24 protein-coding genes are annotated in these 26,217 nt (G+C 72.6%); 17 read left to right on the top strand and 7 right to left on the bottom strand.

Annotated elements, in window-relative coordinates; genetic code table 11:
* Positions 1-6 precede the first annotated feature (6 nt).
* From ACZ3II_RS29170 to ACZ3II_RS29155, 4 genes are read left to right on the top strand one after another with little or no spacing between them, the layout of a single operon-like run.
* On the top strand, positions 7-1,566 hold the full coding sequence (locus tag ACZ3II_RS29170) for an ABC transporter substrate-binding protein (RefSeq protein WP_465521164.1): 1,560 nt from the start codon (positions 7-9) through the stop codon (positions 1,564-1,566).
* On the top strand, positions 1,563-2,507 hold the full coding sequence (locus ACZ3II_RS29165) for an ABC transporter permease (protein ID WP_465521162.1): 945 nt from the start codon (positions 1,563-1,565) through the stop codon (positions 2,505-2,507). The genes ACZ3II_RS29170 and ACZ3II_RS29165 overlap by 4 nt, the downstream gene beginning before the upstream one ends.
* Complete coding sequence (locus ACZ3II_RS29160; RefSeq protein ID WP_465521160.1) at positions 2,504-4,882, top strand: ABC transporter ATP-binding protein/permease; 2,379 nt, start codon at positions 2,504-2,506, stop codon at positions 4,880-4,882. Before ACZ3II_RS29165 ends, ACZ3II_RS29160 begins: the two co-directional genes overlap by 4 nt.
* Positions 4,883-4,896: 14 nt before the next feature.
* On the top strand, positions 4,897-5,514 hold the full coding sequence (locus ACZ3II_RS29155) for a GNAT family N-acetyltransferase (protein WP_465521158.1): 618 nt from the start codon (positions 4,897-4,899) through the stop codon (positions 5,512-5,514).
* 117 nt (positions 5,515-5,631) lie between these two features.
* On the opposite strand, the gene ACZ3II_RS29150 is transcribed toward ACZ3II_RS29155, so the two are convergent.
* Positions 5,632-6,663: a methyltransferase gene (locus ACZ3II_RS29150; RefSeq protein WP_465521156.1), complete on the bottom strand. Its 1,032-nt coding sequence runs from the start codon at positions 6,661-6,663 to the stop codon at positions 5,632-5,634.
* Positions 6,664-6,868: 205 nt separating this feature from the next.
* On the opposite strand from ACZ3II_RS29150, the gene ACZ3II_RS29145 reads away from it, so the two are divergent.
* Positions 6,869-7,573, top strand: a complete 705-nt coding sequence (locus ACZ3II_RS29145; protein WP_465521154.1) for a DUF72 domain-containing protein — start codon at positions 6,869-6,871, stop codon at positions 7,571-7,573.
* A 26-nt stretch (positions 7,574-7,599) separates the two neighbouring features.
* On the opposite strand, the gene ACZ3II_RS29140 is transcribed toward ACZ3II_RS29145, so the two are convergent.
* Complete coding sequence (locus ACZ3II_RS29140; protein ID WP_465521152.1) at positions 7,600-7,869, bottom strand: cellulose binding domain-containing protein; 270 nt, start codon at positions 7,867-7,869, stop codon at positions 7,600-7,602.
* Positions 7,870-8,087: 218 nt separating this feature from the next.
* Here ACZ3II_RS29140 and ACZ3II_RS29135 point away from each other — a divergent pair, with 218 nt between their 5' ends.
* Complete coding sequence (locus ACZ3II_RS29135; protein ID WP_465521150.1) at positions 8,088-8,849, top strand: hypothetical protein; 762 nt, start codon at positions 8,088-8,090, stop codon at positions 8,847-8,849.
* 218 nt (positions 8,850-9,067) lie between these two features.
* On the opposite strand, the gene ACZ3II_RS29130 is transcribed toward ACZ3II_RS29135, so the two are convergent.
* On the bottom strand, positions 9,068-9,298 hold the full coding sequence (locus tag ACZ3II_RS29130) for an ATP-binding protein (RefSeq protein ID WP_465521304.1): 231 nt from the start codon (positions 9,296-9,298) through the stop codon (positions 9,068-9,070).
* A 37-nt stretch (positions 9,299-9,335) separates the two neighbouring features.
* On the opposite strand from ACZ3II_RS29130, the gene ACZ3II_RS29125 reads away from it, so the two are divergent.
* From ACZ3II_RS29125 to ACZ3II_RS29105, 5 genes are all read left to right on the top strand, one after another.
* A complete protein-coding gene (locus ACZ3II_RS29125) occupies positions 9,336-10,109 on the top strand; it encodes a hypothetical protein (RefSeq protein WP_465521148.1) in 774 nt (257 codons plus the stop codon).
* Positions 10,110-10,181: 72 nt separating this feature from the next.
* Positions 10,182-12,176 (top strand): AAA family ATPase, encoded by a 1,995-nt coding sequence (locus tag ACZ3II_RS29120; RefSeq protein WP_465521146.1) that lies wholly within the window; start codon positions 10,182-10,184, stop codon positions 12,174-12,176.
* Between the two features lie 38 nt (positions 12,177-12,214).
* On the top strand, positions 12,215-13,612 hold the full coding sequence (locus ACZ3II_RS29115) for an FAD-dependent oxidoreductase (protein ID WP_465521144.1): 1,398 nt from the start codon (positions 12,215-12,217) through the stop codon (positions 13,610-13,612).
* A 19-nt stretch (positions 13,613-13,631) separates the two neighbouring features.
* Positions 13,632-13,781, top strand: a complete 150-nt coding sequence (locus tag ACZ3II_RS29110; RefSeq protein ID WP_465521302.1) for a hypothetical protein — start codon at positions 13,632-13,634, stop codon at positions 13,779-13,781.
* 733 nt (positions 13,782-14,514) lie between these two features.
* On the top strand, positions 14,515-15,132 hold the full coding sequence (locus ACZ3II_RS29105; protein ID WP_465521142.1) for a hypothetical protein: 618 nt from the start codon (positions 14,515-14,517) through the stop codon (positions 15,130-15,132).
* A gap of 8 nt (positions 15,133-15,140) precedes the next feature.
* Here ACZ3II_RS29105 and ACZ3II_RS29100 read toward each other — a convergent pair whose 3' ends face one another.
* Positions 15,141-15,992, bottom strand: coding sequence for an NmrA family NAD(P)-binding protein (locus ACZ3II_RS29100; RefSeq protein ID WP_465521140.1), 852 nt, complete (start codon positions 15,990-15,992; stop codon positions 15,141-15,143).
* Between the two features lie 83 nt (positions 15,993-16,075).
* On the opposite strand from ACZ3II_RS29100, the gene ACZ3II_RS29095 reads away from it, so the two are divergent.
* Both ACZ3II_RS29095 and ACZ3II_RS29090 read left to right on the top strand, forming a co-directional pair.
* Positions 16,076-16,819: a TetR/AcrR family transcriptional regulator gene (locus ACZ3II_RS29095; RefSeq protein ID WP_465521138.1), complete on the top strand. Its 744-nt coding sequence runs from the start codon at positions 16,076-16,078 to the stop codon at positions 16,817-16,819.
* A gap of 74 nt (positions 16,820-16,893) precedes the next feature.
* Complete coding sequence (locus ACZ3II_RS29090; protein WP_465521136.1) at positions 16,894-19,176, top strand: putative bifunctional diguanylate cyclase/phosphodiesterase; 2,283 nt, start codon at positions 16,894-16,896, stop codon at positions 19,174-19,176.
* 170 nt (positions 19,177-19,346) lie between these two features.
* On the opposite strand, the gene ACZ3II_RS29085 is transcribed toward ACZ3II_RS29090, so the two are convergent.
* Positions 19,347-19,568: an AfsR/SARP family transcriptional regulator gene (locus tag ACZ3II_RS29085; RefSeq protein ID WP_465521134.1), complete on the bottom strand. Its 222-nt coding sequence runs from the start codon at positions 19,566-19,568 to the stop codon at positions 19,347-19,349.
* 184 nt (positions 19,569-19,752) lie between these two features.
* On the opposite strand from ACZ3II_RS29085, the gene ACZ3II_RS29080 reads away from it, so the two are divergent.
* Genes ACZ3II_RS29080 through ACZ3II_RS29070 form a run of 3 tightly spaced genes read left to right on the top strand, consistent with a single transcriptional unit; the run spans position 19,753 to position 22,813 of the window.
* On the top strand, positions 19,753-20,769 hold the full coding sequence (locus tag ACZ3II_RS29080) for a Bug family tripartite tricarboxylate transporter substrate binding protein (protein ID WP_465521132.1): 1,017 nt from the start codon (positions 19,753-19,755) through the stop codon (positions 20,767-20,769).
* 5 nt (positions 20,770-20,774) lie between these two features.
* Complete coding sequence (locus ACZ3II_RS29075; RefSeq protein ID WP_465521130.1) at positions 20,775-21,272, top strand: tripartite tricarboxylate transporter TctB family protein; 498 nt, start codon at positions 20,775-20,777, stop codon at positions 21,270-21,272.
* Positions 21,269-22,813: a tripartite tricarboxylate transporter permease gene (locus ACZ3II_RS29070; RefSeq protein WP_465521128.1), complete on the top strand. Its 1,545-nt coding sequence runs from the start codon at positions 21,269-21,271 to the stop codon at positions 22,811-22,813. The genes ACZ3II_RS29075 and ACZ3II_RS29070 overlap by 4 nt, the downstream gene beginning before the upstream one ends.
* 5 nt (positions 22,814-22,818) lie before the next feature.
* On the opposite strand, the gene ACZ3II_RS29065 is transcribed toward ACZ3II_RS29070, so the two are convergent.
* Together ACZ3II_RS29065 and ACZ3II_RS29060 are read right to left on the bottom strand one after the other, a co-directional pair.
* Complete coding sequence (locus ACZ3II_RS29065) at positions 22,819-23,481, bottom strand: response regulator (RefSeq protein WP_465521126.1); 663 nt, start codon at positions 23,479-23,481, stop codon at positions 22,819-22,821.
* Entirely contained in the window at positions 23,478-25,037 is a 1,560-nt protein-coding gene (locus ACZ3II_RS29060) for a sensor histidine kinase (protein WP_465521124.1), read from the bottom strand. Before ACZ3II_RS29060 ends, ACZ3II_RS29065 begins: the two co-directional genes overlap by 4 nt.
* 72 nt (positions 25,038-25,109) lie before the next feature.
* Between ACZ3II_RS29060 and ACZ3II_RS29055 the strand changes: the two genes are divergently transcribed.
* Positions 25,110-26,066, top strand: coding sequence for a Bug family tripartite tricarboxylate transporter substrate binding protein (locus ACZ3II_RS29055; RefSeq protein ID WP_465521122.1), 957 nt, complete (start codon positions 25,110-25,112; stop codon positions 26,064-26,066).
* The last annotated feature ends 151 nt before the right edge of the window (positions 26,067-26,217 follow it).

Below are 26,217 nucleotides of genomic sequence, written 5' to 3'. Positions count from 1 at the left end.
CGCCTGATGTTCGACTCCCTCACCACCCCGCTGAGCCGCCGTGGGCTGCTCGGCGGCGCCGCGGCCTTCTCCGCCGTGCTTCTGACCGGCTGCGGCGCGGAGGCCCAGCCGGCGACCGCCACCGCGGGTCAACCGCGCCGCGGTGGCCGCCTGCGGGCCGCGTTCGCCGGCGGCGGCGTCAACGAGACCCTCGATCCGCACCTGGCGAACCTGTTCAACGAGGCGTCGCGGGCCAAGGCGATGTTCGACAAACTCGCCGACTACGGCCCCGACGTGTCCATCCAGCCCCGTCTGGCCGAGAGCTGGGAACCCAGCGCCGACCTCACCCGCTGGACGATCCGGCTGCGGCAGGCGACCTTCCACGACGGCAAACCGGTCCGGGCCGCCGACGTGCTCTACAGCTACACCCGGATCACCGACCCGGCGAAGGCGTTCCGCGCCAAGGCCAGCCTCGACATGATCGACCTGAAGAACAGCCGCGCCGTCGACGACCGTACCGTCGAACTGGTCTTGAAACGGCCGTTCGCGGAGTTCCCCAACGCCCTCGCCGCGTTCGGCGCCTACATCGTCCCCGAGGGTGCCACCACCTTCGACAAGCCGATCGGATCCGGGCCGTTCGCCTTCGGCTCCTGGCAGCCGGGCCGGTCGCTGCTGCTCGAACGCCACGACGGCTACTGGGACGGCGCCGCCCACCTCGACGAGCTGGAATATCTGATCAGCAACGAGGAGTCCGCCCGGGTCAACGCGCTGCTCGCCGGTCAGGTCGACTACGCCCACGACATCACCCCGACCACCGCCCGCACCCACGAACGCGACAACCGGATCACGATCACCCGGATGCCGAACAGCACCATGCAGTCGTTCGTCATGAAGGTCGACCGGCCCCCGTTCGACAACCGGGACCTGCGTGAGGCCATGTTCCTGCTCACCGACCGGCAGCAGCTCGTCGACACCGTCCTGGCCGGCAGCGGCCAGGTCGGCAACGACCTGTTCGGCAAGGGCTACCAGCACTACGCCGCCGACATCGCCCAGCGCACCCGCGACCTCGATCGCGCCAAATCCCTGATCGACAAGGCCGGCGCCAAGGGCCTGCGCATCACCCTCGACACCGCGCCGGTCGCCAGCGGATTCGTCGAAGCCGCCAGCGTCCTCACCGAACAGGCGGCCCAGGCCGGCCTGGTCATCGAGACGAAACTCGGTAACAAGGACACCTACTGGAAGGACATCCTCAACTCCGGGGTGCTGGCGTCCTACCGCTCCGGGGCCATGCCGATCGAGACCCACATCTCCCAGAGGCTGCTCACCGGCTCCACCACCAACGCCACCCGATGGGCGCGCCCCGACTTCGACGACCTCTACAACCAGGCCATCTCCAGCAACGACGAGCAGACCCGCAAGCAGGCGTACGGCGACATGCAGCGCATGCTGCACGCCGAAGGCGGGTTCCTGATCTGGGGCTTCGCCGACTTCCTCGTCGCCGCCCGGCCGCAGGTCGGGGGCATCTCCGCCGACGCCCCCGCCAACACCCTCAACTGGGCCCGGTTCGACAAGGTCTGGCTGGGTTGAGTCTGCCCCGCTACGCCGCCCAGCGGCTGCTGCTCGGGCTCGGGCAGGTCGCCGGCATCGCCACCCTCGTCTTCGTGCTCACCGAGGTGCTGCCCGGAGACGCCGCCGTGGTGATCGCCGGCGACCAGCCCGACCCGGCCCGCATCGCCGCCATCCGCGCCGAGCTGGACCTGGACCAGCCCGCCTGGCAGCGCTACCTGCACTGGCTGAGCGACCTGCTGCACGGCGATCTCGGGATCTCCCTGATCTCGCAGCAGCCGATCGCCGCCCGGCTCGCCGCCAGCGCAGGCGCGACCCTGCTGCTGGCCGTGCTCACCCTCAGCGTGCTGGTGCCGCTCGCGGTGACCGTCGGGATGCTGGCCGCCCGCCGCGAAGGCGGGCTGCTCGACCGGACGCTGTCCACGGTCGCGGTCGCCCTGTACGCGGTACCGGAGTTCGCCCTGGCCATCCTGCTGGTCGCCGTGTTCGGCGTTCAGCTGGGCTGGCTGCCGCCCACCGCGTTCGGCACCGACCTGATCAGCCGGCCGGCCGTCCTGGTGCTGCCGCTGCTGGTCCTGCTCGCTCGCCCGATCTGCACCATCAGCCGGCTCACCCGCGCCGGCATGCTCGAAGCCCTCGCCTCGGAGTACGTGCGCCACGCCGCCCGGCTCGGCGCCACCGGCCCCCGGCTCTGGCTCGATCACGCCCTGCCCAACGCCCTGGCGCCGGTCGTGCAGCAACTCGCCCGCACCACCGACTGGCTGCTCGGCGGGGTCATCGTCGTCGAGGCGGTCTTCGTCATCCCCGGCCTCGGCACCGCCCTGGTCGACGCCGTCGCCACCCGCGACGTGCCGACCATCCAGGCCCTCTGCGTGCTGGTCGCCGCCGTCACCGTCACCGTCAACCTCGGCGCCGACCTGATCGCTTTTCGCCTCGCGCCCCGTACCGGAGCCGTCCGATGACCCGCCCCGCCCGCACCGTTCTCGGCATCCTGCTGCTCGCCGTGCCGCTGTCGCTCGCCGCGCTCGGCCCGGTCGTCGCCGGTTCCCCCGGCGCGCGCGGCGTGCCGTTCGCCACCGACGGGCTGCTCGGCACCGACTTCGTCGGCCGTGACGTCCTGCGCCAGGTGCTGCTCGGCGGCCGGTCCATCGTGCTCGTCGCCGTCTCCGCCACCGTTCTGGCCTATCTGGCCGCCGTCCCGATCGGGCTGCTCGCGGCGACCAGCCGCCGCCGGTGGCTCGACGAACTGCTCATGCGGCCGCTGGACCTCGTCCTGGCCGTACCGTCGCTGCTGCTGCTCATCCTGCTGGCCGCCACCGCACCACCGGGACCGGCCACCCTGATCGGCATCGTCGCCCTGATCGCCGTGCCGGAGATCGCCCGGATCACCCGGGCCGCCGCCCTCCCGCTGGCGCACGGTCCCGCCATGGAGGCGATGCGCCTGCACCGGGAGACCTGGGCCCGGCGCGCGATCGGCCATGTCGCCCACGGTATCCGCCGGGTTCTGCTCGCCGACGCCGGCGTCCGGTTCATCGGCGCCGTCTATCTCGTGGCCACCGCCAGCTTCCTCGGCATCGGGGTCGCGCCCGACGCCACCGACTGGGCGGTCATGGTCGACCGCAACCGCACCGGGTTGTTCCTGCAACCGTGGTCGGTCGTCGTCCCCGCCGTCCTCGTCATCGCCCTGGCGGTCGGCTTCAACCTCGTCACCGACCGCATGCTGACGGCGCCACCGGCGCCACCGGCGCAGCGCCCGGCGCCGCCCGCCTCGTCCCGGCGACGGGCGACGCCCGCGACAGCGGTCGTACGGGCGAGCGATGTCACCGCGACCACCGGCGACCGTGTCGTGCTCAGCGCGGCGAACGTCGAGGTGGCCGCCGGACGGACACTCGCCGTCATCGGCCGCTCCGGCAGCGGCAAGAGCACCCTGGCCCGGGCCCTGCTCGGCGAGGCGACACCGGGAATCACCTGGACCGGCGACATCACCATCGCCGGCCACCCGGTCAGCCAGGGCACGCCCGCCCCGCCGGGCACCGTCGGTTACGTTCCTCAGCAACCGTCGGCCGCCCTCAACCCGGTGCGCCGCATCGGCGCCGTCCTGCGGGAGGTCGCCCGCCGGCACCACCCCGGCAGCGACACCCGGCAGGCGGTCACCGACGTGCTCACCAGAGTCAGCCTGCCCGGCGACCGGTCCTTCCTGCGTCGCTTCCCGCACCAGCTCTCCGGCGGCCAGCAACAACGGCTCGTCATCGCCCACGCCCTGCTCAGCCGGGCCGTCCTGCTCATCGCCGACGAGCCCACCACCGGCCAGGACGCGCTCACCCGCGGCGACGTCGCCGGCGAGCTGGACCGGCTGGCGCACGACGGCATCGGTGTCGTCCTCCTCAGCCACGACCTGGAACTGGTGCGTTCGGTCGCCGACCACGTGGTGATCCTCGAGGAGGGGCGCACCGTCGAGCACGGCCCGGTGGCCGAGGTGCTCGACGCGCCCCGCCACCAGCACACCCGAGCCCTCGTGGCGAGGCCCGGGCCCATGGCGCGCGACATCACCGCCGCCGGCGCGCCGTTGCTGCGCGTCGACGGGCTCTCGGCGGTCCACCGCGACAACGGCCGCAGCCGGACCGTGCTGCACCACGTCGACCTCACCGTTCCCGCCGGGCAGTGTCTCGCCGTCGTCGGCCGATCCGGCAGCGGCAAGACCACCCTCGCCCGGTGCATCGCCGGCCTGCACAGCGCCCACGACGGCACGATGACCCTCGACGACCGGCCGCTGCCTTCCCGGCTCGACCGGCGCAGCGGTGAGCACCTCGCCGCCGTGCAGTACGTCTTCCAGGACGCCCGCGCCAGCTTCAGCCCCTACCGGCCCGTGCTCGACCAGATCCGTCGAGCGGCGCAGCGCCTCACCGGGGCGAGCCCGGACACGGCCCGGCGCGCCGCCCTCGACCTGATCGATCGCGTCGGGCTCACCGCCGACATCGCCGGCCATCGGCCGGACCGGCTCTCCGGAGGGGAACTGCACCGCGCCGCCCTGGCCCGCGCGCTGATCACCGGCCCACGCCTGGTGATCTGCGACGAGATCACCGCCGGCCTCGACGCCCTCACCCAGCGCCGCATCCTGGACCTGCTCGACGACCTGCGCCGCGACCTCGCCCTCACGGTCCTCACCATCACCCACGACCGCGACGTCGTCGCCCGGCTCGCCGACCACATCGCCGTGCTCGACAGCGGACGACTCGTCGAAACCGGCCCGGCAGCCACCCTGCTGACCCGGCCCCTGCACCCCTTGACCCGTGCGCTGCTGCACCCCGAACCGGCGCCCACCACGCGGTGCCCATGACCGGAGGAGAATCCATGCCCCACGCCCACCACAACGCCGGCCGGTACCACATTCGGACGGCCCGGCATCAGGACCTCGGCGGCGCCCGCAGCGTCATGCTCGACACCTTCTACTACGAGTTCGGGTACGGCTACCGCCCCGACTGGCACCATGACGTCGTCGACCTCGCCGGCACCTATCTCGACCCCGAGGACCACGCCCTGTTCGTCGCCGTCACCGGTGACGAGGTGGTCGCCACCACCGCCGTCCGCGCCGCCGCACCCAACAGCCCGCCCCACCCGCGGTTCCTCGCGCAGCGATACCCCGCCGACACCACCGCCCAGCTGTTCCGCGTCTACGTGCACCCGCAGCACCGGCGCAACGGCCTGGCCCGGGCACTGGTCGAACGAGCCGTCGCGTTCGTCACCGGCCGGCCGCGATACCAGGCGCTGTACCTGCACACCGACACCCGTGTCCACGGCGCCGGGCCCTTCTGGTTCGCCGTGGCCCACCCCGTTCACGACGCCCGCGACGGCCACGCCGACACCGCGCAGACGGTGCACTTCGAGATCCCCCTCGCCGGACGGTCGCGCCGCCTCCAGGCTCTCCAGGCTCCCGGCGACCGCAGGGAAAGCACCGCGCCGCGCCGCTGACGTTCGGCCGGATCACCGCGACCGCCGGCGACCCGGAGACGCTGCGCACCGCAGTGAACCGCTTCTTCGGCGAACCGGCCGCCCGGACCACCGGCCGTGCGGCGGTGAACCACGCCGTCAGGCCGGCTCGGCCACGATCAGGCCGGAGGGAGGCGGCAGCTCGTGCAGGCCGGCGAACCGCCAACCCGTCGCGCCGAGCCAGGTGGCGACCTCGTCCACCTGGTACAGGTCGCCGCCGCTGATCATCAGGAACTCGCCGGCGCCGAACCGCGCCGACGGGTGCGGCGCCACGTCGGTGCGCCACCAGTCGACCAGCAGCAGGCGCCCGCCGGGGGCGATCGCCGCGCGCGCCCGGCGGAACAGCTCGGCGATCTGCTCGGGCGGAAACAGGTGCACCACGTTGGCGACCAGCACGGCGTCGTGCCCGCCGGGCAACGGCTCGGCGAAGATGTCCTGCCCGACGGCGGTGAGGCGGCCGGCGAGCGGCCCGCCCGCCGCCTCCGCGGCGACCGCCGACGCCACGTCCGGCAGGTCGACCAGCGTCGCACTGAGATCGGGGTACGCGGCGAGGATCGGCTTGACGAACGTGCCGTAGCCGCCGCCCACGTCGAGCAGCCGCCGGTGCGGGCCGAAGTCGTAGCCGCGGGCCAGGTCGGCGGCGGTCTCGGCGGTGACCAGTGTGACGGCGGACTCGTACGCCTCGGTCTGCGTCTTGTCCAGCTGCGGCCGGACACCGCGCCGGGTGCGGTACGCCTCGGTGGCGTGCCGCCAGGTCGGGTAGCTCACCAGATCCCAGTAGCGGGCCAGCGGCCGCAGGTCGAACGGGCCCCGCCCGGTGAGGAACGTCTCGGCGTCGGGCGCGTTACGGAATCGGCCGCCGTCGCGCACCAGCAGGCCCGCGTCGGCCAGCAGGTCGGCCATCGCGCGGGCACTGCGCTCGGGAATGGAACATTGCTCAGCCAGCTCGGCCGGGGTGCGGCCGTCGGGCGCGGCGGCAGCGAACAGTCCCACCTCGATGGCCGCGAACAGGGTCTTCGAGACCATGAAGCCGGCTGCCAGCTCGATGATGCGGGCGGGCAGCGGCGGGTCGGCCGCGGCGCTGCCGGTCTGCCCGGTCGGCGTGAACATGCGCTGCGGCTCGTCGGACATGGCGTGGTCCCCCTGTCACCCGTCGTTGGGGCCCATCGTAAGCCGGTCCACTGTGGTCGTGTCACCCGGCGAATCGGCCCCGACGCGCTCGGCTACGGGGCGCGGGACGCCTTCGCCGACCCTGACGCCCCGAAGTGATTTCCTCCGCATCCAGGGGTATCCGGGGCATATGACTCGGACGAAGGTCGGCCTGTGCGGAGCCGGCATGGCGCTGACGTCCTACGCGCAACGCTTCCGGGTGCTTGAGGTGCAGCAGACGTTCTACGAGCCACCCCGCGAGGCGACCTTGCGGCGGTGGCGGGCCGGCGTTCCACCGGCGTTCGAGTTCACCGTCAAGGCGTGGCAGCTGATCACTCATGAGGCGAAAAGCTCCACATACCGGCGGCTGCGCACGTCACTGACGGCCGAGGAGCGTACCCAGGTCGGTGGTTTCCGGTGGACGCCCGTCGTTGCGCGCGCCTGGGAGACCACGCTCGGCTGCGCCGCGATCCTGGAAGCGACTGCGATCCTGTTGCAGTGCCCGGCGAGCTTCCGGCCGACCGAGCCCGCCGTCGCGCGGCTGCGTGAGTTCTTCACCAGAGCGCGCCGGCCGGCCGGTGTCCGGCTGTTGTGGGAGCCCCGCGGCCCGTGGCCGGACGAGGTGGTCCGGGACCTGTGCGAGGAACTGGACCTGACCCACGCCGCCGACCCGTTCCTGCGCCGCAGCCTGACGCCGCTGGCCTACTACAGGCTGCACGGCATCACCGGCGCCCGGCACGTGTACACGGATGCCGAGCTGGCACGCCTCGCCGACACGGTCGGCGACGGCCCGGCCTACGTGATGTTCAACAACCTGCCCCGGGCCGCCGACGCCTGGCGGTTCCATCAGCTGGTGCGCCCGGATGCCGGCGCCGGACACGTTGACCCCTAGACCGCGGGTTCGATCCCCGGCGTACTTCAGCTTGCGGCGCAGGCCACCGTGGCGCCGCTGCCGTTTCCGGCGCCTTGGAAGCCGAAGGTGGCGCTCTGGCCGGCGGCCAGCCGTCCGTTGCAGCTCTGGTTGGTGACGGTCACCGCGCCGCTGCTGCCACTCGCCACGGCGTTCCACAGCGAGCTGATGGACGCTCCGCCGGGCAGGCCGAGCGAGACCCGCCAACCGTTGAGCGAGGCCGAGCCGGCGGTGACGGTCACGCCGGCCACGAAGCAGCCGTTCCACTGGTCCTGCACCGCGTAGGTCGCTGAGCAGCCCGTACCCGGCTCCTCGGTGGGCGGCGGCGTGTCACCGTCGAGGGTCAGGTTCCTCTGCTGGACCTGCCCCTGGCCGCTGCGGCACAGACCGCAACCGGAGCCGGCGAAGTTGGTGCCGGCGACAGCTGATCAGCCCTTGCGGTACATCGACGATCTGCAATGATTCGGGAGCGCTCCCAAACCTGTGAGGAGAACCGATGCGGAAGCTGCTCGCCACGATCACCGCTGCCCTGACGCTCGGCGCCATGGCGGGACCGGCAGAAGCCGGCCACCGCCACCGCTGCGCACGTGACCTGCTCTTCTGCGAGGACTTCGACCGGCTGCCGACCGGCGGTCCCAGCACCCTGGACTGGGGCGTCGACACCCGCAACGGCACCCTCACCGTGGAGCGGGCCCGCCACGGCAACAAGGTGCTGCACGTCCGTACCCTCGACAACGGCCGCGCGTTCCTGCGCGTCGACGACTTCGCCCCGCCGGGCAACCGTTTCTTCGGCCGGATGCGGCTGCGCGTCGACGCCTTCCCCACCGCCCCCGACTGGGCGCACTTCACGCTCGTCGAGGCGACCGGCACCGGCAGCGCGGAGATCGTCCGCCCGATCGGTGGGCAGTACGCGCCCACCGTCCCCGGCATCTTCTGGGGCGTCGGCGCCGACGGCGGGCCCACCGGCGACTGGACGAACTGGCGCGAGTCGGCCCCGGTCGCCGAGGACACCTGGCAGTGCTTCGAATGGATGCTCGACCCCGCGGACAACCGCGTCGCCGTCTGGATCGACGGCCGGGCGAACCCGGAACTGACCGCCTCCACCACCGAGCACGGCGGCAACGACGTGCCGTTCATCCTGCCCGCGGTGAACACCGTGAAGATCGGCTGGCAGCTTTACCAGGGCGGCACCACGCCGAAGCGGTTCGACCTCTGGATCGACGACATAGTCCTGTCCACCGAGCGCGCCGGTTGCTGACCGGGCCGCTGTCGACCCAGACGTCCGGGCCTCGGGCACTTCCGTGCCGTTCAGGAACGAGACGTAAGGATCGTCGGCGAACGGTGACCGGCCACGGGTGGCAGCCGTGCAACCCCAGCGTGGGGCTCGGACACGGACCGCATTCCAACCGGGCCGGGCGAGATCGATGTCAGCCCGCGCCGGTCGGTGTTCCGGGTGAACGTCGGCCGCCGAGGTCTTCACTCCCCGCCGTGCTGTTGGCGCCTCGACAGCCGGACGGTCGCGACGGTACCGCCGGGCTGGTTGCCGTCGACGGTGACGGTGCCGTGGTGACGGTGCACGATGGTGCGGGCCGGCGTCAGCCCGAGGTCGTGCCCGGCGACGCCGTGGTGGCGCAGGTCGCTGCCCTGGTGGAACCGGTCGAAGACCCGCACCTGTTCGGCGACCGGGGTGCCGATCCCGGTGTCGATGACGGACAGGGAAAATAACGCAGCTCATCGGAACGACATGGCCCTGGTGCCGGACGAGTGCCTGCGCTACGTGGGCCTGGCCCCGGTACGCGCGCACGAGCTGCACCACGCCGGCCGCCAGTTCGCCGACCGGATGGGCGCGGAGATGGCCGAAGCGCTCGACCCACGGGCGCTTCTCGGTCTTCTCGGCATCGTCAACCCGGTGGTCTGGGTGGAGGCGGTGATCTCACCGGTGCGATTCGCCGCGGGCTTCCTGCTGCTGCCTGGCAAGGCGGCCGTGCCGGCCGCCGGCGCGGGGCCCGCCTCGGGGTCCGGCGAGCCCGCGGCGCCGGAGGCCACGCCGCGCGAGCCGATCCCGCTCACCCCGGAACAGGAGGCGTTCCGGGCCCTCTTCCGGCTCAGCGCTCATCGCCCGCTCGCCGGACAGCTCGCCGAGATCGCCTACCGGCGGCGGTACGCCTTCAGCGGCGACCTCGCGTCCACGGCAGGCGGCCTGCTGCTGTTCCTGGAGCGCTACACCGGCACCCCGCTCGCCGTCAGCGAGTCCCACCTGCACCTGCTGCGGATGGGCCGCCGCCCGGACCCGGACAAGGCCGACCACCGCAAGCCTCAGCTGCTGTGGAGCATGCCCCGGAAGCGGATCGTGCGGATCGACGGCGACCACGGCACGGCCCGGCTCATGGGTTTCCCGTCGACCATCACGTTCGACGACGGGTCGTGGATCCGGATCGTGAACCCGTCGATACGCGACGACCAGGACCGGTTCCTGGCTGCGGTCCGCGACATCGCCGGGGACCGGCCGGCGGCCTGACCGAGCCGGTCAGCGGCAGGTCTGTCGGCTACACGCTGGCGCGACCCCGCCGGGACGCCGACACTGTGCCTCATGACGAACCTGGGCGACGTCATGGACGACGTTCGCTGGCAGGGCTTCGTCGGGCGGGCCGCGCAGGTGGCCGCCTTCGACGATGCGCTGGCCGGGCGATCGGCACGCCGTGTGCTGTTCGTGCACGGGCCCGGCGGCGTCGGCAAGACCACCCTGCTGCTGCATCTGCGCAGCCGGGCGCGGCGAGCCGGCCGTCACGCCGTCTACCTGGACGGCAGCGAGCTCGATCCGTCCCCGGAAGGCTTCGTCCACGCCGTCCAGTCCGTCGACACCGGCGCCGCGCCGGTGCTGCTGGTCGACGGATACGAGCATCTCGCCCCGATCGACGGCTGGTTGCGCCGTGACCTGGTGCCCACGCTGCCCGCCGACGGGATCGTGGTCGTCGCCGGCCGCGACGCGCCCGCGCCGGCCTGGCGGGCCGATCTGGGCTGGCGGGGACTGGTCGCCGTGCATTCTCTGGGCAATCTGGACGAGGCCGACAGCACCGCCCTCCTCGATCGGGCCGGTGTCGCCGCACCGGACCGGGAGGCGATCATGCGGCTGGGCCGGGGCCACCCGCTCGCACTCGCCCTGCTCGCCGACGCGGCGCTGACCGGCACGGTGCCGAGAACCCTCGCCGACGCGCCGGACCTGATCTCCGCGCTGATCGCGTCGCTGGCGCACGACGCGCCGTCGGACGCGCACCTGGTCGGCCTGGGCACCTGCGCCAAGGTGCTGCTGACCACCGAGGACCTGTTGCGGCGTACGGTCGGCGACGACGCGCCCCAGGTCTGGGAGTGGTTGCGGGACCGGCCGTTCGTCACGGTCCGTCCGCACGGCCTGGCGCCGCACGACCTGACCCGCGCCGTCCTGGAGGCCGAGTTCGAGCGGCGCTTCCCGGACCGTTACCGGGATCTGCACCGAATCATCCATGACTACGTCATCACCGGCCTGCACGCCTCCTCCGGCCCGCATCGTCAGCTGCTCGCACAGCAACTCGTCCAGCTGCACCGGGAGGGGCCGTTCAGCGCTCGGTTCCGCGCGATGGGGGCGAACGGAACCATCGCTCTGGCGCGGGCGCGACCCGAGGAGCTGTCCCGTGTCGCCGAGCTGATCGGCCGGCATGTGGGTCCCCGGTCGGCCGAGCTGGCCCGCGGCTGGTTCGCCGCGCAGCAGGCCGGCGCCAGTGTGATGCGGGCCGAGGGCGGGATCGGTGGCTTCGTCCATCACGCGCGGTGCCCGTCCGGTTCCATGATCGAGGATCAGGATCCGGTGGTACGGGCGATCCTCGATCATGTCGCCCGTACCGCGCCGCTGAGACCCGGGGAGCAGGTCGACATCTCCCGGTTCCTGCTCGGGCGCGACGGGGCGCAGAGTGACCCGAACGCGGTCTTCGCCGGATCCATCTCGTCGATCGTCGAGTGGTGCGGCCGTCCGCTCGCGTGGGCCTTCATCGTGTCGGTGGAGCCGTCGTTCTGGGGCCCGTTCTTCGACTATCTCGCCTTCCGCGAGATCCTCGAGGTCACCTTCGACGGACGGCGTCACGTGGTCTACGGCAACGACTGGCGGCGCTTCCCGGTCCCCGCGTGGCTCGAGCTGATGGCGGAGCGGGAACAGTCCGGCGGCACCGGCCCGCCGCCGGACGGGATGCAGCTGCCCGCGCCGCTGAGCCGGGAGGCGTTCGACGCCGCCGTACGCGCCGCCCTGCCCAACCTGTGCCGGCCGGACCGGCTCGCCGCGTCCCGCCTGGTCGGCACCCATCTGGGCGGCGATGCCGCCGCTGTCCGGGCAGCGTTGCGCACGGCGGTGGACGAGCTGACCGGGCTGCCGCGCGGCGATCGGCTCCGGGCGGTGCTGCACCGGACGTACGTCAGTCCCGCACCCACCCAGGAGGCCGCGGCGGAGGTGCTCGGCCTGCCCTTCAGCACCTACCGGCGGCATCTCGCCAAGGCGGTGGACGCGCTCGCGGAGCGGCTCTGGGCCCGCGAGACCGGGCAGGGAATGACCGGCGACTGACCTGGAGAGTGAGCAGCGCCCGGCCCCACCCTCGGGCCATGACGACGATGACGATCCTGGGCGCCGGCCTCGCCGGCCTGACCACCGCGATGATGCTCCACCGTGACGGCCACGAGGTGACCGTCCTCGAACGTGACCCGGCGGTGCCCGCGGACCTGCCGTGGGACGACTGGGAGCGGCCCGGCGTGAGCCAGTTCCGGCTGCCGCACTACCTGCTGCCGCGCTGGTGGGCGGAGTTGCGGGCCGAACTGCCCGACGCCGCGGCCGCCGTGCGCGCCGCCGGGGCCGCCGTGATCGACCCCCTGGCCGCCCTGCCGGCGGAGATCCGCGGCCCGGACCGCGACGGCGACGACCGGTTCGCCGCCGTGACGGCGCGGCGCCCGGTCCTCGAGGCGGCACTGGCGGCGGCCGCCACCGCCGCCGGGGTCGAGATCCGGCGCGGGGTCCGGGTCACCGGCGTACGCACCGACGGCCACCACCCGGTGCCCCGCGTCACCGGCGTCACCACCACCGGCGGCACGGTGAGCGCCGACCTCGTGATCGACTGCGGCGGCCGCCGGTCCGCGCTGCCGGCGTGGCTCGCCGCGGCCGGGGCGGGGCGGGTCGCCGAGGAACGGGCCGACGCGGGCTTCGTCTACTACGCCCGCCACTTCCGGTCCCCGTACGGCAGGCTTCCTGAAATCACGTCGATGTTGATCCAGCCGTACGACTCGCTGTCAATGTTGACGTTGCCGGCCGACCACGGAACCTGGAGTGTGGTGGTGACCACCAGCGGCAAGGACCGGTCGCTGCGGGCCCTGCGCGAACCGGCGGTCTGGTCGGCGGTGGTGGGCCGCTATCCGGCGGCCGCTCCCTGGCTCGGCGGCGAGCCGATCACCGGCGTCGACGTGATGGCCGGCCTGGAGGACAGACTGCGCCGGTACGTCGTCGACGGCCGCCCGGTCGCCACCGGCGTCGTCGCGGTCGGTGACGCGTGGGCGTGCACCAACCCGTCGCTGGGCCGCGGCGCCGCCTTCGCGATCATCCACGCGCGCGTCCTGCGGGACGTCCTGCGCGAGGTCGGCGCCGCCGACCACGACAAGCTGGCCCGCCGGTTCGACGAGGCGACGGCTCAGACCGTCGAACCGCTCTACCGCGCCACCAACTTCGTCGACACGCACCGGCTCGCCGAGATCGACGGTGACGTCGCCGGTGTGCCGTACCGGCCGGACGACCTGCGGTGGCTCGCCTCGAAGGCGCTGTTCGCCGCCGCCCTCCGCGACCCCGGCGCGCTGCGCGGCTACCTGTCGATCAGCTCGTTCCTGAACACTCCCGACGAGGTCTTCGCGACGCCGGGCCTGCGCGACCGGGTCCTGGCCCTCGGTATGCCGGCGCCGCAGTACCCGCTGCCCGGGCCGTCCCGCCCCGAACTCCTGGACGCGCTGCGGCGACGGTGAGAACGACAGTCCGGTCGTCCTGTTCGATGCCGCCTGGCCCGGAGCGGCGCTGGAAACCGGCAACCACCTCGTCATCGATCTCACGCCGGGCGCGTACCGGGTTCGGGCGACGTGCCGCGCCGACGACGACAACCGGATGATCCTCGTTCAGCTCCAGCCGATAACGTGAAACGCCCCCGGGACAGTCATCGCTACGCCGGTGGTCGCCAACGCTTGACGACCACCACAGGCGCTGCCGGCCACACCTGCAATCGCAGGCGTTCCATCGTCTGCGGATCACCATCCGAGTCGATGCCGGCCTGGTAGGCGCGATCAAGGTTGGACTGGGCAACGCGTAACCGCAGCCAACCCGCTGTCGTCGGGCGGCGGCCCGCCTATCAGCTCGACACTGACCGCAACGTCGGCGTCGACGGTGGTGCCGACGGCGACCGCGTCCCGGCTGACGGCCAGATGATCGTCCATCGCCTGGTCGGCCCACGCGTCGCCGAGGTCCGTTTCGGATCCCTCGTCGCACCTCACTCGCGGTGGGTCTGTACGGACGCGGCAAACCAGACCGTGACGGTCACGGACTCCACGTCGTGCACGTGGAGGACAAGCGCTTCGTCTGGAGCAGCATGGGGTGAGCGGTGATGAACCGGACCCGGCCCGTGGAGAGCTACGGCGGTTGACGCGGTCCGGTGGACGTGTCGCCCGCGCCGCGACAGCCGCCCGCCTTGGACATCTCCTACCCGGCAGACGAGCGACGGCTGACCGCTGCCCTCGCATGCCCGCACGACGACGTCACGGCGGCAGCGGACTTGATCGATGCGGCACGGTGGTGGCTCGTGCACCGTGCCACCGATCTCCCCCGCCGGCCATGACCGGCCGGCATGCGCGGCGACCCCATGGCATACCGTTTCGCGGTGATCGCCACCCCGCCCGAGCCGTGGGACCCGCCGCCGGCCCGGCCCAGCCTCGTACCGGCCTGGATCGGCGCGTCCCTCTCGTCCGCGATGATCATCGCGCTGGCCGCCGCGGGTGGCGTGGTCGCCTACGCCTGGAACGACGAACGCTACCGTGACAGCGGCGACGCCTGTTCCCGGCTCGACATCGCGGCCGTCGCCGGCCGCCTCGGCGATCCCGCGCTCCGGCCGCAACCGTCAAGGACCACCGGCGCCTGCGCCTACGTCGTCGCGAACGAGGACGGCCTCTGGCGAAGCTACGGCAGCGTGCAATTGTCGTACGGCAGGAACGCGGCCGTCGCGTGGGTCGAGTGGCGATACAACGAGACCCTGGAAGACCCGCGGGACGTCCCGGACCTGGGGCGAGCCGCGCGCCTCGCCTCTCAGACGAGAACCGTCGAGGGGAGAACGGTCTGTTCCGTGTTCCTGGAGGTGCTCGACTCGAACCTGCGGATCAACACCGGCCTCGGCGCGGACGCCGACCTGCCGTCGCGGCCCTGCGATGACATGGAGGCGCTCGGCGACGCCCTGATCGAGAGCACCCGCGCCTCCCTGGCCCGCCTCGCCGAGAGCCCGTGACCAGCGAGTCAATGGATCGCGGCGAGTTCGTCGCGCACTGAGCGCGCCGGGCGCCCGAGCACCTTCTCCAGCGTCGGATCGGTGACCGCGAACTCGCCCCGGCGCGCGGCCCGGAACATGCCGAGGGTGAACTCGGCCGCGGCCTCGGGCATGCCACCGGCCACGGCAGCGCTCCTCCACTCCTCGTCGGGCACGACCACGCGGGTGATCGGGCGGCCGGTCAGGTCGCTGAGGGCGGCGGCCACGGCAGCGAAGTCGAGCAGGCCGGGCGCGGTCAGCGGCGGGGTGACCCCGTCGAGGACGTCGCCGGTCAGGGCGATCGCCGCCACTTCGGCCAGGTCGTCGTGCGTGGTCCAGGAGAACGGCCCGTCCTCGGGCAGCGCCAGCCGGCCGGACTCGAGCGCGGCGCCGAGGTAGTGGCCGAGCGTGCTCGTGTAGAAACCGTTGCGCAGCGCGGTGAAGGGCACGCCGAGCCCGGCCAGGCAGTCCTCGGTCCGGGCATGGGTGTGCTGCGGCGTGAACAGCGAGGACGACGACGCGGCCTGGTGGCTGGTGTAGAACACGCGCTTCACCCCGGCCGCGCGGGCGGCGTCGAGGGCGGCCTTGTTCGCCGCGAACGCTCCGTCGCCGCGGATGGCCGCCGAGATGACGAGGAGCCGGTCGGCGCCCTCGAAAGCGTGTGCCAGACCGGCGGGGTCGGTGAAGTCCCCGGCCCGGACCCGCACCCCGCGCTCGGCGAGGTGTGCCGCCTTGCCGACGTCGCGGACGCTGACCCCGATCTCGGCGGCGGGCACCCGCTCGAGCAGACGCTCGACGACGCGGGAACCGAGCTGCCCGGTGGCACCGGTGATGACGATCATGACAACTCCTTGTTTCCGTGGATACCGGCGAAACGTTATCACCGATAACACCGCCGATAACAATAGGCTGTTAGCATCGCTACATGACCTCCCCGAACGAGACGGCGCTCGACCACAGCAGCCGGGTCAGGATCGTCGAGGCGGCCACGCGCCTGTTGCGGGAGCACGGCATCGCCGGCGTCACCACGCGCGCCGTCTCGCAGGCCGCCGGCGTGCAGGCGCCCACCATCTACCGGCAGTTCGGCGACAAGGACGGCCTGATCGACGCGGTGGCGGAGCACGTCATGGCCACCTACGTCGCCGAGAAGTCGGCGACGGCGGCGGACGAGAGCGCCGACCCGGTCACGGACCTGCGTGCCGCCTGGCGGACCCACATCGATTTCGGCCTGGCCAACCCCGGGCTGTACGCGCTGCTCAACAGCCCCGACCGAGCCCGGCGCTCCGCCGCCACCCGGGCCGGCATCGAGGTGCTCCGGGCCCGCGTACGCCGGGTCGCGGCCGCCGGCCGCCTCCGCGTCGACGAGGACCGCGCCGTCGCCATGATCCACGCCGGCGGCTCCGGGACCGTCCTGGCGCTCCTCGGCCTCGCTCCCGCCGACCGCGACCCCGGCCTGCCCGACGCCATGTTCGACGCCGTGGCCGCCGCCGTCCTGACCACCGCCCCCGCCACCCCGGACTCCGACGTCGCCGCCGTGGCGGTGACCTTCGGAACCGTGCTGGCCGACCTGCCGGCGCTGACCGGCGCCGAACGCGCCCTGATGGCCGAGTGGCTGACCCGCTCCCTGACCCACCTGCGCGCCGGCGGCGATCCCGGCCGGGCGGAGTAGCCGAATCGCGAACAGGCGGGGGCGAGGTCCCCGAGAATCGGGACAGGCGGCGGGACGTGGGCGGGGGTGACGCCGTGCCGGTACGGCTGTCGAGCTGCTCCTGGCTTCTCCTGGTCGCCGTGGTGCCGGCCGCCCTGTTCGTCGCCTTCATGACGTGGCCCGCCACCGGCATCGGCTACGTCGCCGGCGTCGCCGTCTGCGTGGCCGCGGGCATCGCCGGGGTACGCCGCAACGTCCCCGCCGGGCACCGCCGCCCGTGGCTGCTGATCCTGACGGCCCAGATCCTCTCGATGGCCGCACAGGCCGTCCAGCTGCTGGCCCATCTCGCCGAGGGCCTGACCCATACCGTGCTCACGGTGATCCCGGGGGTGTTGCTGCTGCCCACGTACGTGCTGCTGGCCGGCGGCGTCGTCGACCTGGTCCGGCGCACGCGGGCGGCCGACGACCGGCCCGCCCGGGTGGACACGCTGCTCGTCGGGGTCGGCGCGTCGCTGGTGGTGTGGTCGCTGTGGATCGAGCCGTGGTTCGCCGGTGACGACCCGCGGCTGCTCAACCTGGTCACGGCGGTTCTGCCGCTGATCGCCGCGCTGCTGCTGACCAGCGCGATGCCGATGCTGCTGCTGGGCCGGGCCCGCACCCCGGCGGCGTGGTTCTTCGTGACCGGTGGCCTGGCCGTTCTCACCGCCGACATGCTGCTGGCGACCCGGGGCTGGTTCGCCACCGGGCCGGGCGGGATCACGCTGAACCTGGTCGGCGGGGTGATGCTGGTCGCGGACGCGGCGATCGCGGCCTGCATGCTGCATCCCACGGTCGGCGTGCTGACCGAGCCGGTCCGGGCCCGCTCGCGGTTCCTGCACAAGCGCCGGATCGCCGCGATCTCCGCCGCGCTGTGCGTGCCGACGTTCCTGAGCCTGACGGCGCCTCCGGCGGAGAAGACCTTTGCGGTGGTACGGGCCACGCTCTCACTGGCTCTGATAGCCGTCGTCGTGTTACGGGTGGTGCAGGCGAACGACTCCCGGGCGCACGCCGAGCAGCAGGCCCGCTGGCGTGCCGAGCACGATCCGCTGACCGGCCTGCCGAACCGGGACGTGCTGACCACCACCGTCGACGGCTGGACCGCCGGTGACCAGCGGATCAGCCTGCTGCTGCTGGACCTGGACCGGTTCAAGCTGATCAACGACCACTGGGGGCACGGGGTCGGCGACGAGCTGCTGCGCGGGGTGGCGGAGCGGATCACCGCGGCGGTCCGGGCGGAGGACCTGGTCTGCCGGGTCGGTGGTGACGAGTTCGCCGTCGCGGTGACGGCGCCCGCGGACGAGCCGGTGGCCGAGAACCTGGCCGTGCGCCTGCTGGCGGCGGTGACCGTACCCCTCGATCTCTCGGTGGGGTCCGCCGTGGTGACCGCCTCGATCGGCATCGCGCACGCGTCGGGGCGCGGCGGCGCCGTGGAGCTGTTCCGGGACGCGGACACGGCGATGTACCGCGCGAAGGAGTCCGGCCGCAACCGCTACGACGTCTTCGACTCCCTACTGCGCGAGCGCGTCCAGCGCCGGTTCACCATCGAGCGCGCGTTCCGGGGCGCGCTCGAACACGGGCAGCTCGCCGTGCACTACCAGCCGCTCGTGCACCTGGCGACCGGTGAGGTGCACGGCTTCGAGGCGCTGATGCGCTGGACGCATCCGGAGCTGGGCGCGGTGTCACCGATGGAGTTCATCCCGGTCGCCGAGGACACCGGAATGATCGTGGCGGCCGGGGCGTGGCTGCTGGCGGAGGCCGCCGCACAGACCGCGGCCTGGCGGGCGGAACTGCCACCGGGCACGCCGCTGCATGTCTCGGTCAACCTGGCCGTCCGCCAGCTGCGCGAACCCGGCCTGGCCGGGCAGGTCCGGGACGTGCTGGCCCGTACCGCGCTGCCGCCCGAAGGCCTGTGGCTGGAGATCACCGAATCCGGGTTCATGGAGGACCCCGAGACCTGCCTGCGGACCCTCCACGAACTCGAGGAACTCGGCGTCACCCTGTGCATCGACGACTTCGGCACCGGCTACTCCTCGCTCAGCTACCTGCAGCGCCTCCCGGTGGCCATCGTCAAGATCGACCGCGCGTTCGTGGCCGGCGCCGGCGACGGCGGCCCGAACGAGCCGATCGTCCGGGCGGTGCTCGCGATGTCGCACGCGCTGGGTCACCGGGTCGTCGCCGAGGGCGTGGAGACCGCCGTCCAGCGCGACTGGCTGCGCGCCAACGGCTGCGATTTCGGACAGGGCTGGTGGTACGGCAAACCCCTCCCCGCCGAACAGCAGAACCCTTCCGCCGCGGTGTACGCCGCTACTTCAGGGGGCACGCGGTCACCTACGCGCTGACCGCCTCCCCGAGTTCCGCGCTCTGGCGGTCACGGCGATCCGGCATCCCGGGATGCCGCACACCGAGGCGGATCTGTTGCAAGAGCCTTCCCGTCGAGCCCACGTTCGGGGCGATGCGGGGCGAGCCCGCAGGGCCGAGATCCTTGAATCAGACCCCGCGCTCGACGCTTCTATACGCGCCGCCACCGGGGCAGCCCGGCCCGCAGGTTCGTCCGGGCCTGCGCCTCGGTCGACTCGGGCCACAGCAGGCCGGCCACCCGGTCGCGGCGCTGCGGCTCGTCGCGGCGCAGCGCCAGGTACGCCAGCAACGACTGGGCCCGCGCGGAGGTGAGCACGACGGGCTCGCCGTCGGCACGCAGCTCGAACGTGCCGAAGAGCCGGATCTCCAGCATGCGGCCATCCTCGCCGGGCGGGCCGTCCGGACGCGCCCCCGCGACGCCAACCCGACAGCCGGGCCCGACGGCGCGACCAAAAAGACCAATATGCTCGCAGGCTTCACAATAGTGACCCGGGTCACTGGGTGCGGCAGGGTGCGTAACACCTTCGACTTCACCTGGTGACAGGAGCACAACCTTCATGTTCAACAAGAGCCTCGCGGCCGCTGTGCCGGCCGTCCTGCTGCTGGCCACCGGCTGCGCCAACCAGTCCGTCGGGGGCTCCCCCACCGGCGCGGACGCCGCGTACCCGGCCAAGACCCTGCAGATCATGGCGCCTGCCGGGGCCGGCGGCGGCTGGGACACCACCGCCCGGTCGATGCAGAAGACGATGCAGGACGCCGGGCTGCTCAAGGGCCAGTCCGCGGAGGTCCGCAACGTCACCGGCGCGGCCGGCACGATCGGCCTGGCCGAGCTGGTCACCAGCCACCAGAAGGACGCGCACCAGTTGATGGTGACCGGCCTGGTCATGGTCGGCGGGGTGGTCACCAACAAGTCGCCGGTCGACCTCAGCAGGACGACGCCGATCGCGACGCTCACCGCCGAGTCGGAGGTCGTGGTGGTCCGCAAGGATTCCAAGTACACGACGCTCAAGCAGCTCGCCGACGACATCAAGGCGAACCCGGCCGCGGTGAAGTGGGGCGGCGGCTCGGCCGGCGGCACCGACCAGATCCTCGTCGGCCTGCTGGCCAAGGCCGCCGGCGCCGACGCGAAGACGGTCGCCAAGCAGTACATCGCCTACTCCGGCGGCGGCGAGACCAAGGCCGCGCTGCTGTCCGGGGACGTGAGCGTGGCGGTCTCCGGCACCAGCGAGTTCGCCGACCTGGTGAAGGCCGGGACGGTCCGGGCGCTCGCCGTCTCGAGCGCGGCCGGCGAGGACGCGGGCGCCGGCACCCCGGCCCCCAGCATCAAGGAGTCGGGTTACGACCTGGAGCTGATGAACTGGCGCGGCGTGGTGGCCCCGCCCGGGATCAGCGACAGCGAGCGTACGGCGGTCCTCAAGCTCGTCGACGACCTGCACAACTCCGCCGCCTGGAAGCAGGAGCTCAACGACAAGAAGTGGCAGGACTTCTACAAGTCCGGTGACGCGGCCAAGGCGTTCTTCGACGCCGAGAGCACCCGCATCAAGACGGTCCTCACCGAGATCGGCCTGGGCTGAACCCGATGACCATCGAGCAAGAAGCGCCGGAGGTGGCCCGTCCCACCTCCGGCCCGGTGGCCGCCGGCGTCGTCCTGCTGCTGGCCGGCGTGGCGCTGCTGTGGCAGGCCGTCTCCACCGGGGCCGCCGGCGGTGTCACGCTGGGCGGCCCCACCCTCGCCCCGATCGTGGTGACCGGCCTGTGGGTCGCCGTCGCGACGGGTTATCTGATCGACGCCGTCCGCAAACGGGCGGCCACCGGTGAAGCGGCCTCCTGGCGGGCGCCGGTGCTGCTGCTGGCCGCGCTGATCGGGTACGCCGTCGTCCTCAAGTTCACCGTCCTCGGCTACGTGCTGGCCACCGCCGTGTTCGTGTTCGCCGCGGCCCGGCTGCTGGGCGACCGCCCGATCCGTGAGGTGCTCGTCCGGGACCTGGTCACCGCGGTGGTCCTGCCGCTCGCCATCTATCTGGTCTTCACCCGGCTGCTCGGGATCGTCCTGCCGTCGGGAGTGCTGCCGCTGTGAGCTCGTTCATGGATCTGCTCGCCGGTTTCGGCACCGTCCTCACCCCGGTGAACCTGCTGTACGCGGCGATCGGCGTCACCATCGGCACCCTCGTCGGGGTGCTGCCGGGGATCGGCCCGGCGCTGACCATCGCCCTGCTGCTGCCGGTCGCCCTGCAACTCGACGACCCCACCGGCACCCTGATCATGTTCGCGGGCATCTACGCGGGCGCGATGTACGGCGGCTCCACCACCTCGATCCTGCTCAACACCCCCGGCGAGTCCGCGTCGGTGGCGACCTCGATCGAGGGTTACCAGATGGCGCGCGCCGGCCGGGCCCGGTCGGCGCTGGCCACCGCGGCGATCGGCTCGTTCGTCGCCGGCACGATCTCGACGATCCTGCTGGCCTTCGTCGCCACCCCGATGGCGCGGCTGGCCGTCTCGTTCCGGGCGTCGGACTACTTCGCCCTGGCGGTGCTGGCGATGGTGACCGTCACGGCGATGGTCGGCGCGTCCCTCGTACGCGGCCTGATGTCCTTGACCTTCGGCCTGTTCCTGGGCCTGATCGGGCTGGACTCGCTGACCGGGCAGGCCCGGTTCACATTCGGCGTGCCGGAACTGCTCGACGGGGTCGACATCGTCACCATCATCGTCGGGCTGTTCGCCATCGGCGAGACGCTGTACATCGCCTCCCGGCCGCGGGACCTGCCCGGGACGGTGACGCCACTGGAACCGGCCGGCAGGGGTTTCGCCTGGCTCAGCCGTGCCGACTGGTCCCGCTCGTGGCGGCCGTGGCTGCGCGGCACCGCCCTCGGTTTCCCGTTCGGCGCGCTGCCGTCCGGCGGCGCGGAGATCCCCACCTTCGTCTCCTACACCCTGGAGAAGCGCCGCTCCAAGCACCCCGAGGAGTGGGGACGCGGCGCCATCGAAGGGGTCGCCGGGCCGGAGGCCGCCAACAACGCCTCGTTCTCCGGTGTGCTGGTGCCGCTGCTCACGCTCGGCATCCCGACGTCGGCGACCGCCGCGGTGATGCTGGCCGCGTTCGGCTACTTCGACCTGTCCCCCGGCCCGCAGCTGTTCGAGAAGTCCCCGGACCTGATCTGGGGCCTGATCGCGTCGCTGTTCATCGGCAACGTCATGCTGCTCGCGCTGAACCTGCCGATGATCCGGGTCTGGGTGAAGGTGCTGCAGATCCCGCGGGCGCTGCTGTACACCGGCATCCTGGTGTTCGCGACGCTCGGCGTGTACGCGGTCTCCGGCAACATCGTGGACGTGTTCATCGCCTTCGCGATCGGGGTGATCGCCGTCTTCATGCGGCGTTTCGAGTTCCCCATCGCCCCGGTGATCCTCGGCGTCATCCTCGGGCCGATGATGGAGGTCCAGTTCCGGCGGGCGTTGCTGCTGGCGGACAACGACCTGACCGTTTTCGTACGGCGCCCGCTGACCCTGATCCTGCTGCTGCTCGCGGTGGCCGCCCTCGGGCTCCCGCACCTGCCGAAGCTGATCGCCCGGATCCGGGGCCGTGGCGACGGGCGGCGGCTGGCCTTCAGCGACGAGGACTGATCAGGTCAACCACGCCACAGGTAACGATGCTCGGGCCGGCCGGCTCCCCCGTACCGCGAACGCACCTCCGCCTTGCCCGCCTGGACCAGATGCTCCAGGTAGCGGCGGGTGCTGACGCGCGACAGGCCGGCCCGGGCGGCGCATTCGGCGGCGGACAGGTCGGTCGGGCTGTCGCGCAGAACGGCGACGACGAGATCGACGGTCCGGCCGGCCAGACCCTTCGGCAGGTTCGCGTTGCCGGCGCCTCCGAAGAACCGGTCGACGTCGGCCTGGCCCGCCTCCGGCGCCTCGTCCAGCCGAGCCATCGACTCGGCGTACCGTTCCAGCCGTTCCCGCAGCGTGTCAAAGGTGAACGGTTTGATGATGTAGTGCGCGACCCCGCCGTGCAGGGCGGCCCGGACCGTCTCGGCGTCCTTGGCCGCGGTGATCGCGATGACGTCGACGGCACGCCCCGCCCGGCGTAGCCGGCGCAGCACCTCGAGACCGGTGATGTCGGGCAGGTAGATGTCGAGCAGCACGAGATCCGGCTGCAGCCGCTCGACCGCCTCCAGCGCCGCGGTGCCGCTGTGCACCGCGCCGGCCACGGTGAAGCCGGGCACCTTCTGCACGAAACCCTGGTGGATGCGGGCCACCATGAAGTCGTCGTCGACCACCAGCACCCGCGTCACGACGGACGCCCCGACGGCACCGGCAGCCGCGCGGTGAACGCCGACCCGGCCACCGTGATGCCGCCACCGCGGGCGGCGCACACCCGGCTGATCAACGCCAGCCCCAGCCCTCGGTGCCCGTCACCGGCCTTGGTGGTGAATCCGCTGGTGAACACCTTCTCGGCGTGCTCACCGGCCACCCCGGTGCCGGAGTCGGCCACCGTCACCTCGATCTCGTGCCCGAGGTCGCGGATGCGCACGCTGACCCAGCCACCGGCCTGCACCGCGTCGACGGCGTTGTCGATCAGGTTGCCGGTGACCGTGACCAGGTCGGCGGCCAGACGTTCCTCGACCGGGCGCGGCATCATCGTCTCCTCGGCGATCCGCAACTCGACATGCTGTTCGGAGGCGACACTCGCCTTCGCGATGATCAGCGCGGCGAGCGCCGGATCCGCGATCCGCGACTGGACCTCACGATTGAGGGCATTGTGCATCTCGCCGGCCGTGATGATGAAGTTGACCGCCTCGTCGTACTCGCCGAGCTGCACCAGCCCGGAGATCGTGTGCAGCCGGTTGGTGAACTCGTGCGCCTGCGCCCGCAGCGTGTTGGTGGTGTGCCGGCTCAGGTCCAGCTCGTGTTCCAGCGAGGTCAGCTCGGTCCGGTCGCGCAGCGTGGTCACCGACCCGGCCGGGGTGCCGCGGACGACCACCGGCATCCGGTTGAGCACCAGGATCCGGGAATCGTGCACCAGCACATGGTCGGGGTCCTCGGAGTCGGCGGTCAGCAGGGTCAGCAGCTCCGGCGGCACCCCGAGCGAGCGCAACGGCACGCCGGTCACGTCACCGGACAGCCCGAGGAGCCGGCGGGCCTCGTCGTTGACGAGCGTCACCCGGCCGGCCGGGTCCAGGCCGATCAGCCCTTCCTTGATGCCGTGCAGCATCGCCTCCCGGTGCTCGACCAGCCCGGCGATCTCGGCCGGCTCCAGGCCCAGGGTCTGCCGTTTGATCCGCCGCGACAGCAGCGTCGACCCGGCCACCCCCAGCGCCGACCCCAGCAGCAGATAGGTCAGCAGGTCGGCGGCGGCGCTGCTCAGCGACTCCGGGAACGACGGGTACGCCTTGCCGACCACGACCAGGCCGAGCACCCGCCCGTCGCCCGGGTCGAGCACCGGCGCGTGCGCCACCAGCGACCGGCCGCCGTGCTCCACCACGCCCAGCCAGGCCCGGCCGGTCGGCCCGCCGCTGTCGCCGAGGTCCGCCGCGCGGCCCCGCAGCGGACCGGTCAGCAGGATCCCCCGCGCATCGACGAGTTCGACGACCGACGCGCCGGAGACACTGCGGGCGGTCTCCGCCCCGGCGGCCAGGGAGTCGTACCGGACCGGGGACCGCATCCCGTCCCGGATGGCGTCGGTGGCGGACAGGTTCTCCGCACTCGACCGCAGTTTCGCCCCCTGCTCCCGGCGGAACGCGGCATCCGCCTCGGCCAGCGACACCGCGGCCACCGCGCACACCACCACCAGCACGATGCCGAGCTGCAGCACGAGGAACTGCCGGGCGAGGGAGAACTGCCAGCGCACCTGTTCCTCCTTGCCTCGTCGGCCGTAGGTTACCGCCCGATCCGGCACGGGCGGCGGCGCTATCGTGGCCCGGTGCGCCGTCGTACCCTGCTCACCGCTCCGCTGGCCGCCGCGCTGGCCGGCGGTTGCGCGGCCGGGCCCGATCCGGAGCTGCGGCTGATGGTGCCCAACACCCCGGGCAGCGGGTACGACATCACCGCCCGTACCGTCGCCACCGTCCTGGACCTCGACGCCATCCGCCGCGGCGTCGAGGTGTTCAACCTGGCCGGGGCGGGCGGCATGGTCGGCCTGCGGCGGCTGGTGTACGAGCGGGGCAACGGCAACCTGATGATGCTGATGGGCCTCGGCCTGATCGGCGCCCAGCACACCACCCCGATCACCGTGACGCTCGCCGACGTCAGCCCGGTCGCCCGGCTGATCGAGGAGCCGGAGGTCCTGGTCGTCACTCACGACGCGCCGCTGCGCACCTTCGACGGCTTCCTGCGGGCCTGGCGGCGCGACCCGGCGGCGGTCGCCGTCGGCGGCGGTTCCGCGCCCGGCGGACCGGACCACCTCGCCACCATGCTCGTCGCGAAAGCCGCCGGCATCACCCCGCGCTCGGTCCGCTACACCGAACACGACGGCGGCGGCGCCCTGCTGGCCGCCGTCCTCGCCGGCCGGGTGGCGGTCGCGGTGTCCAGCCTCGGCGAGTTCGCCGGCCAGATCGACTCCGGCCAGCTGCGGGTCCTCGCGACGACCGGCGGCGACCGGCCCGCCGGCGTCGACGCGCCGACCCTGCGCGAGGCCGGCCTCGATGTCGTGTTCGCCAACTGGCGTGGCCTGGTGGCGCCACCCGGCCTCGGCGAGGCGCACCTGCGGGCCCTCGAGACGACGGTGTACCGGCTGCGCGGATCGCCCGGCTGGCAACAGGCGATGGCCGGTTTCCGGTGGACCGACGCCTACCTGCCGGGCGCGGAGTTCGGCGCCTTCCTGCACCAGCAGGACAGCCGGGTGACCCGCGTCCTCAACGAGCTGGGCCTCGACACCTGACCCCGAGAGCGTGTGGAGTTGGCGCGCTATGCCCGCCCCAACTCCACACCCCGGCCCGGATGTGAACAGCGATTGACCACGATCTGACGTGGCGAACAGGCACCCTCACGGCCCACTCTGAGCACTCAGCGCATCACCACCCGGAGGGGCC

The sequence above is a fragment of the Actinoplanes sp. NPDC019969 genome, assembly GCF_055562375.1.
This window is presented reverse-complemented; position numbering and strand designations above follow the sequence as displayed.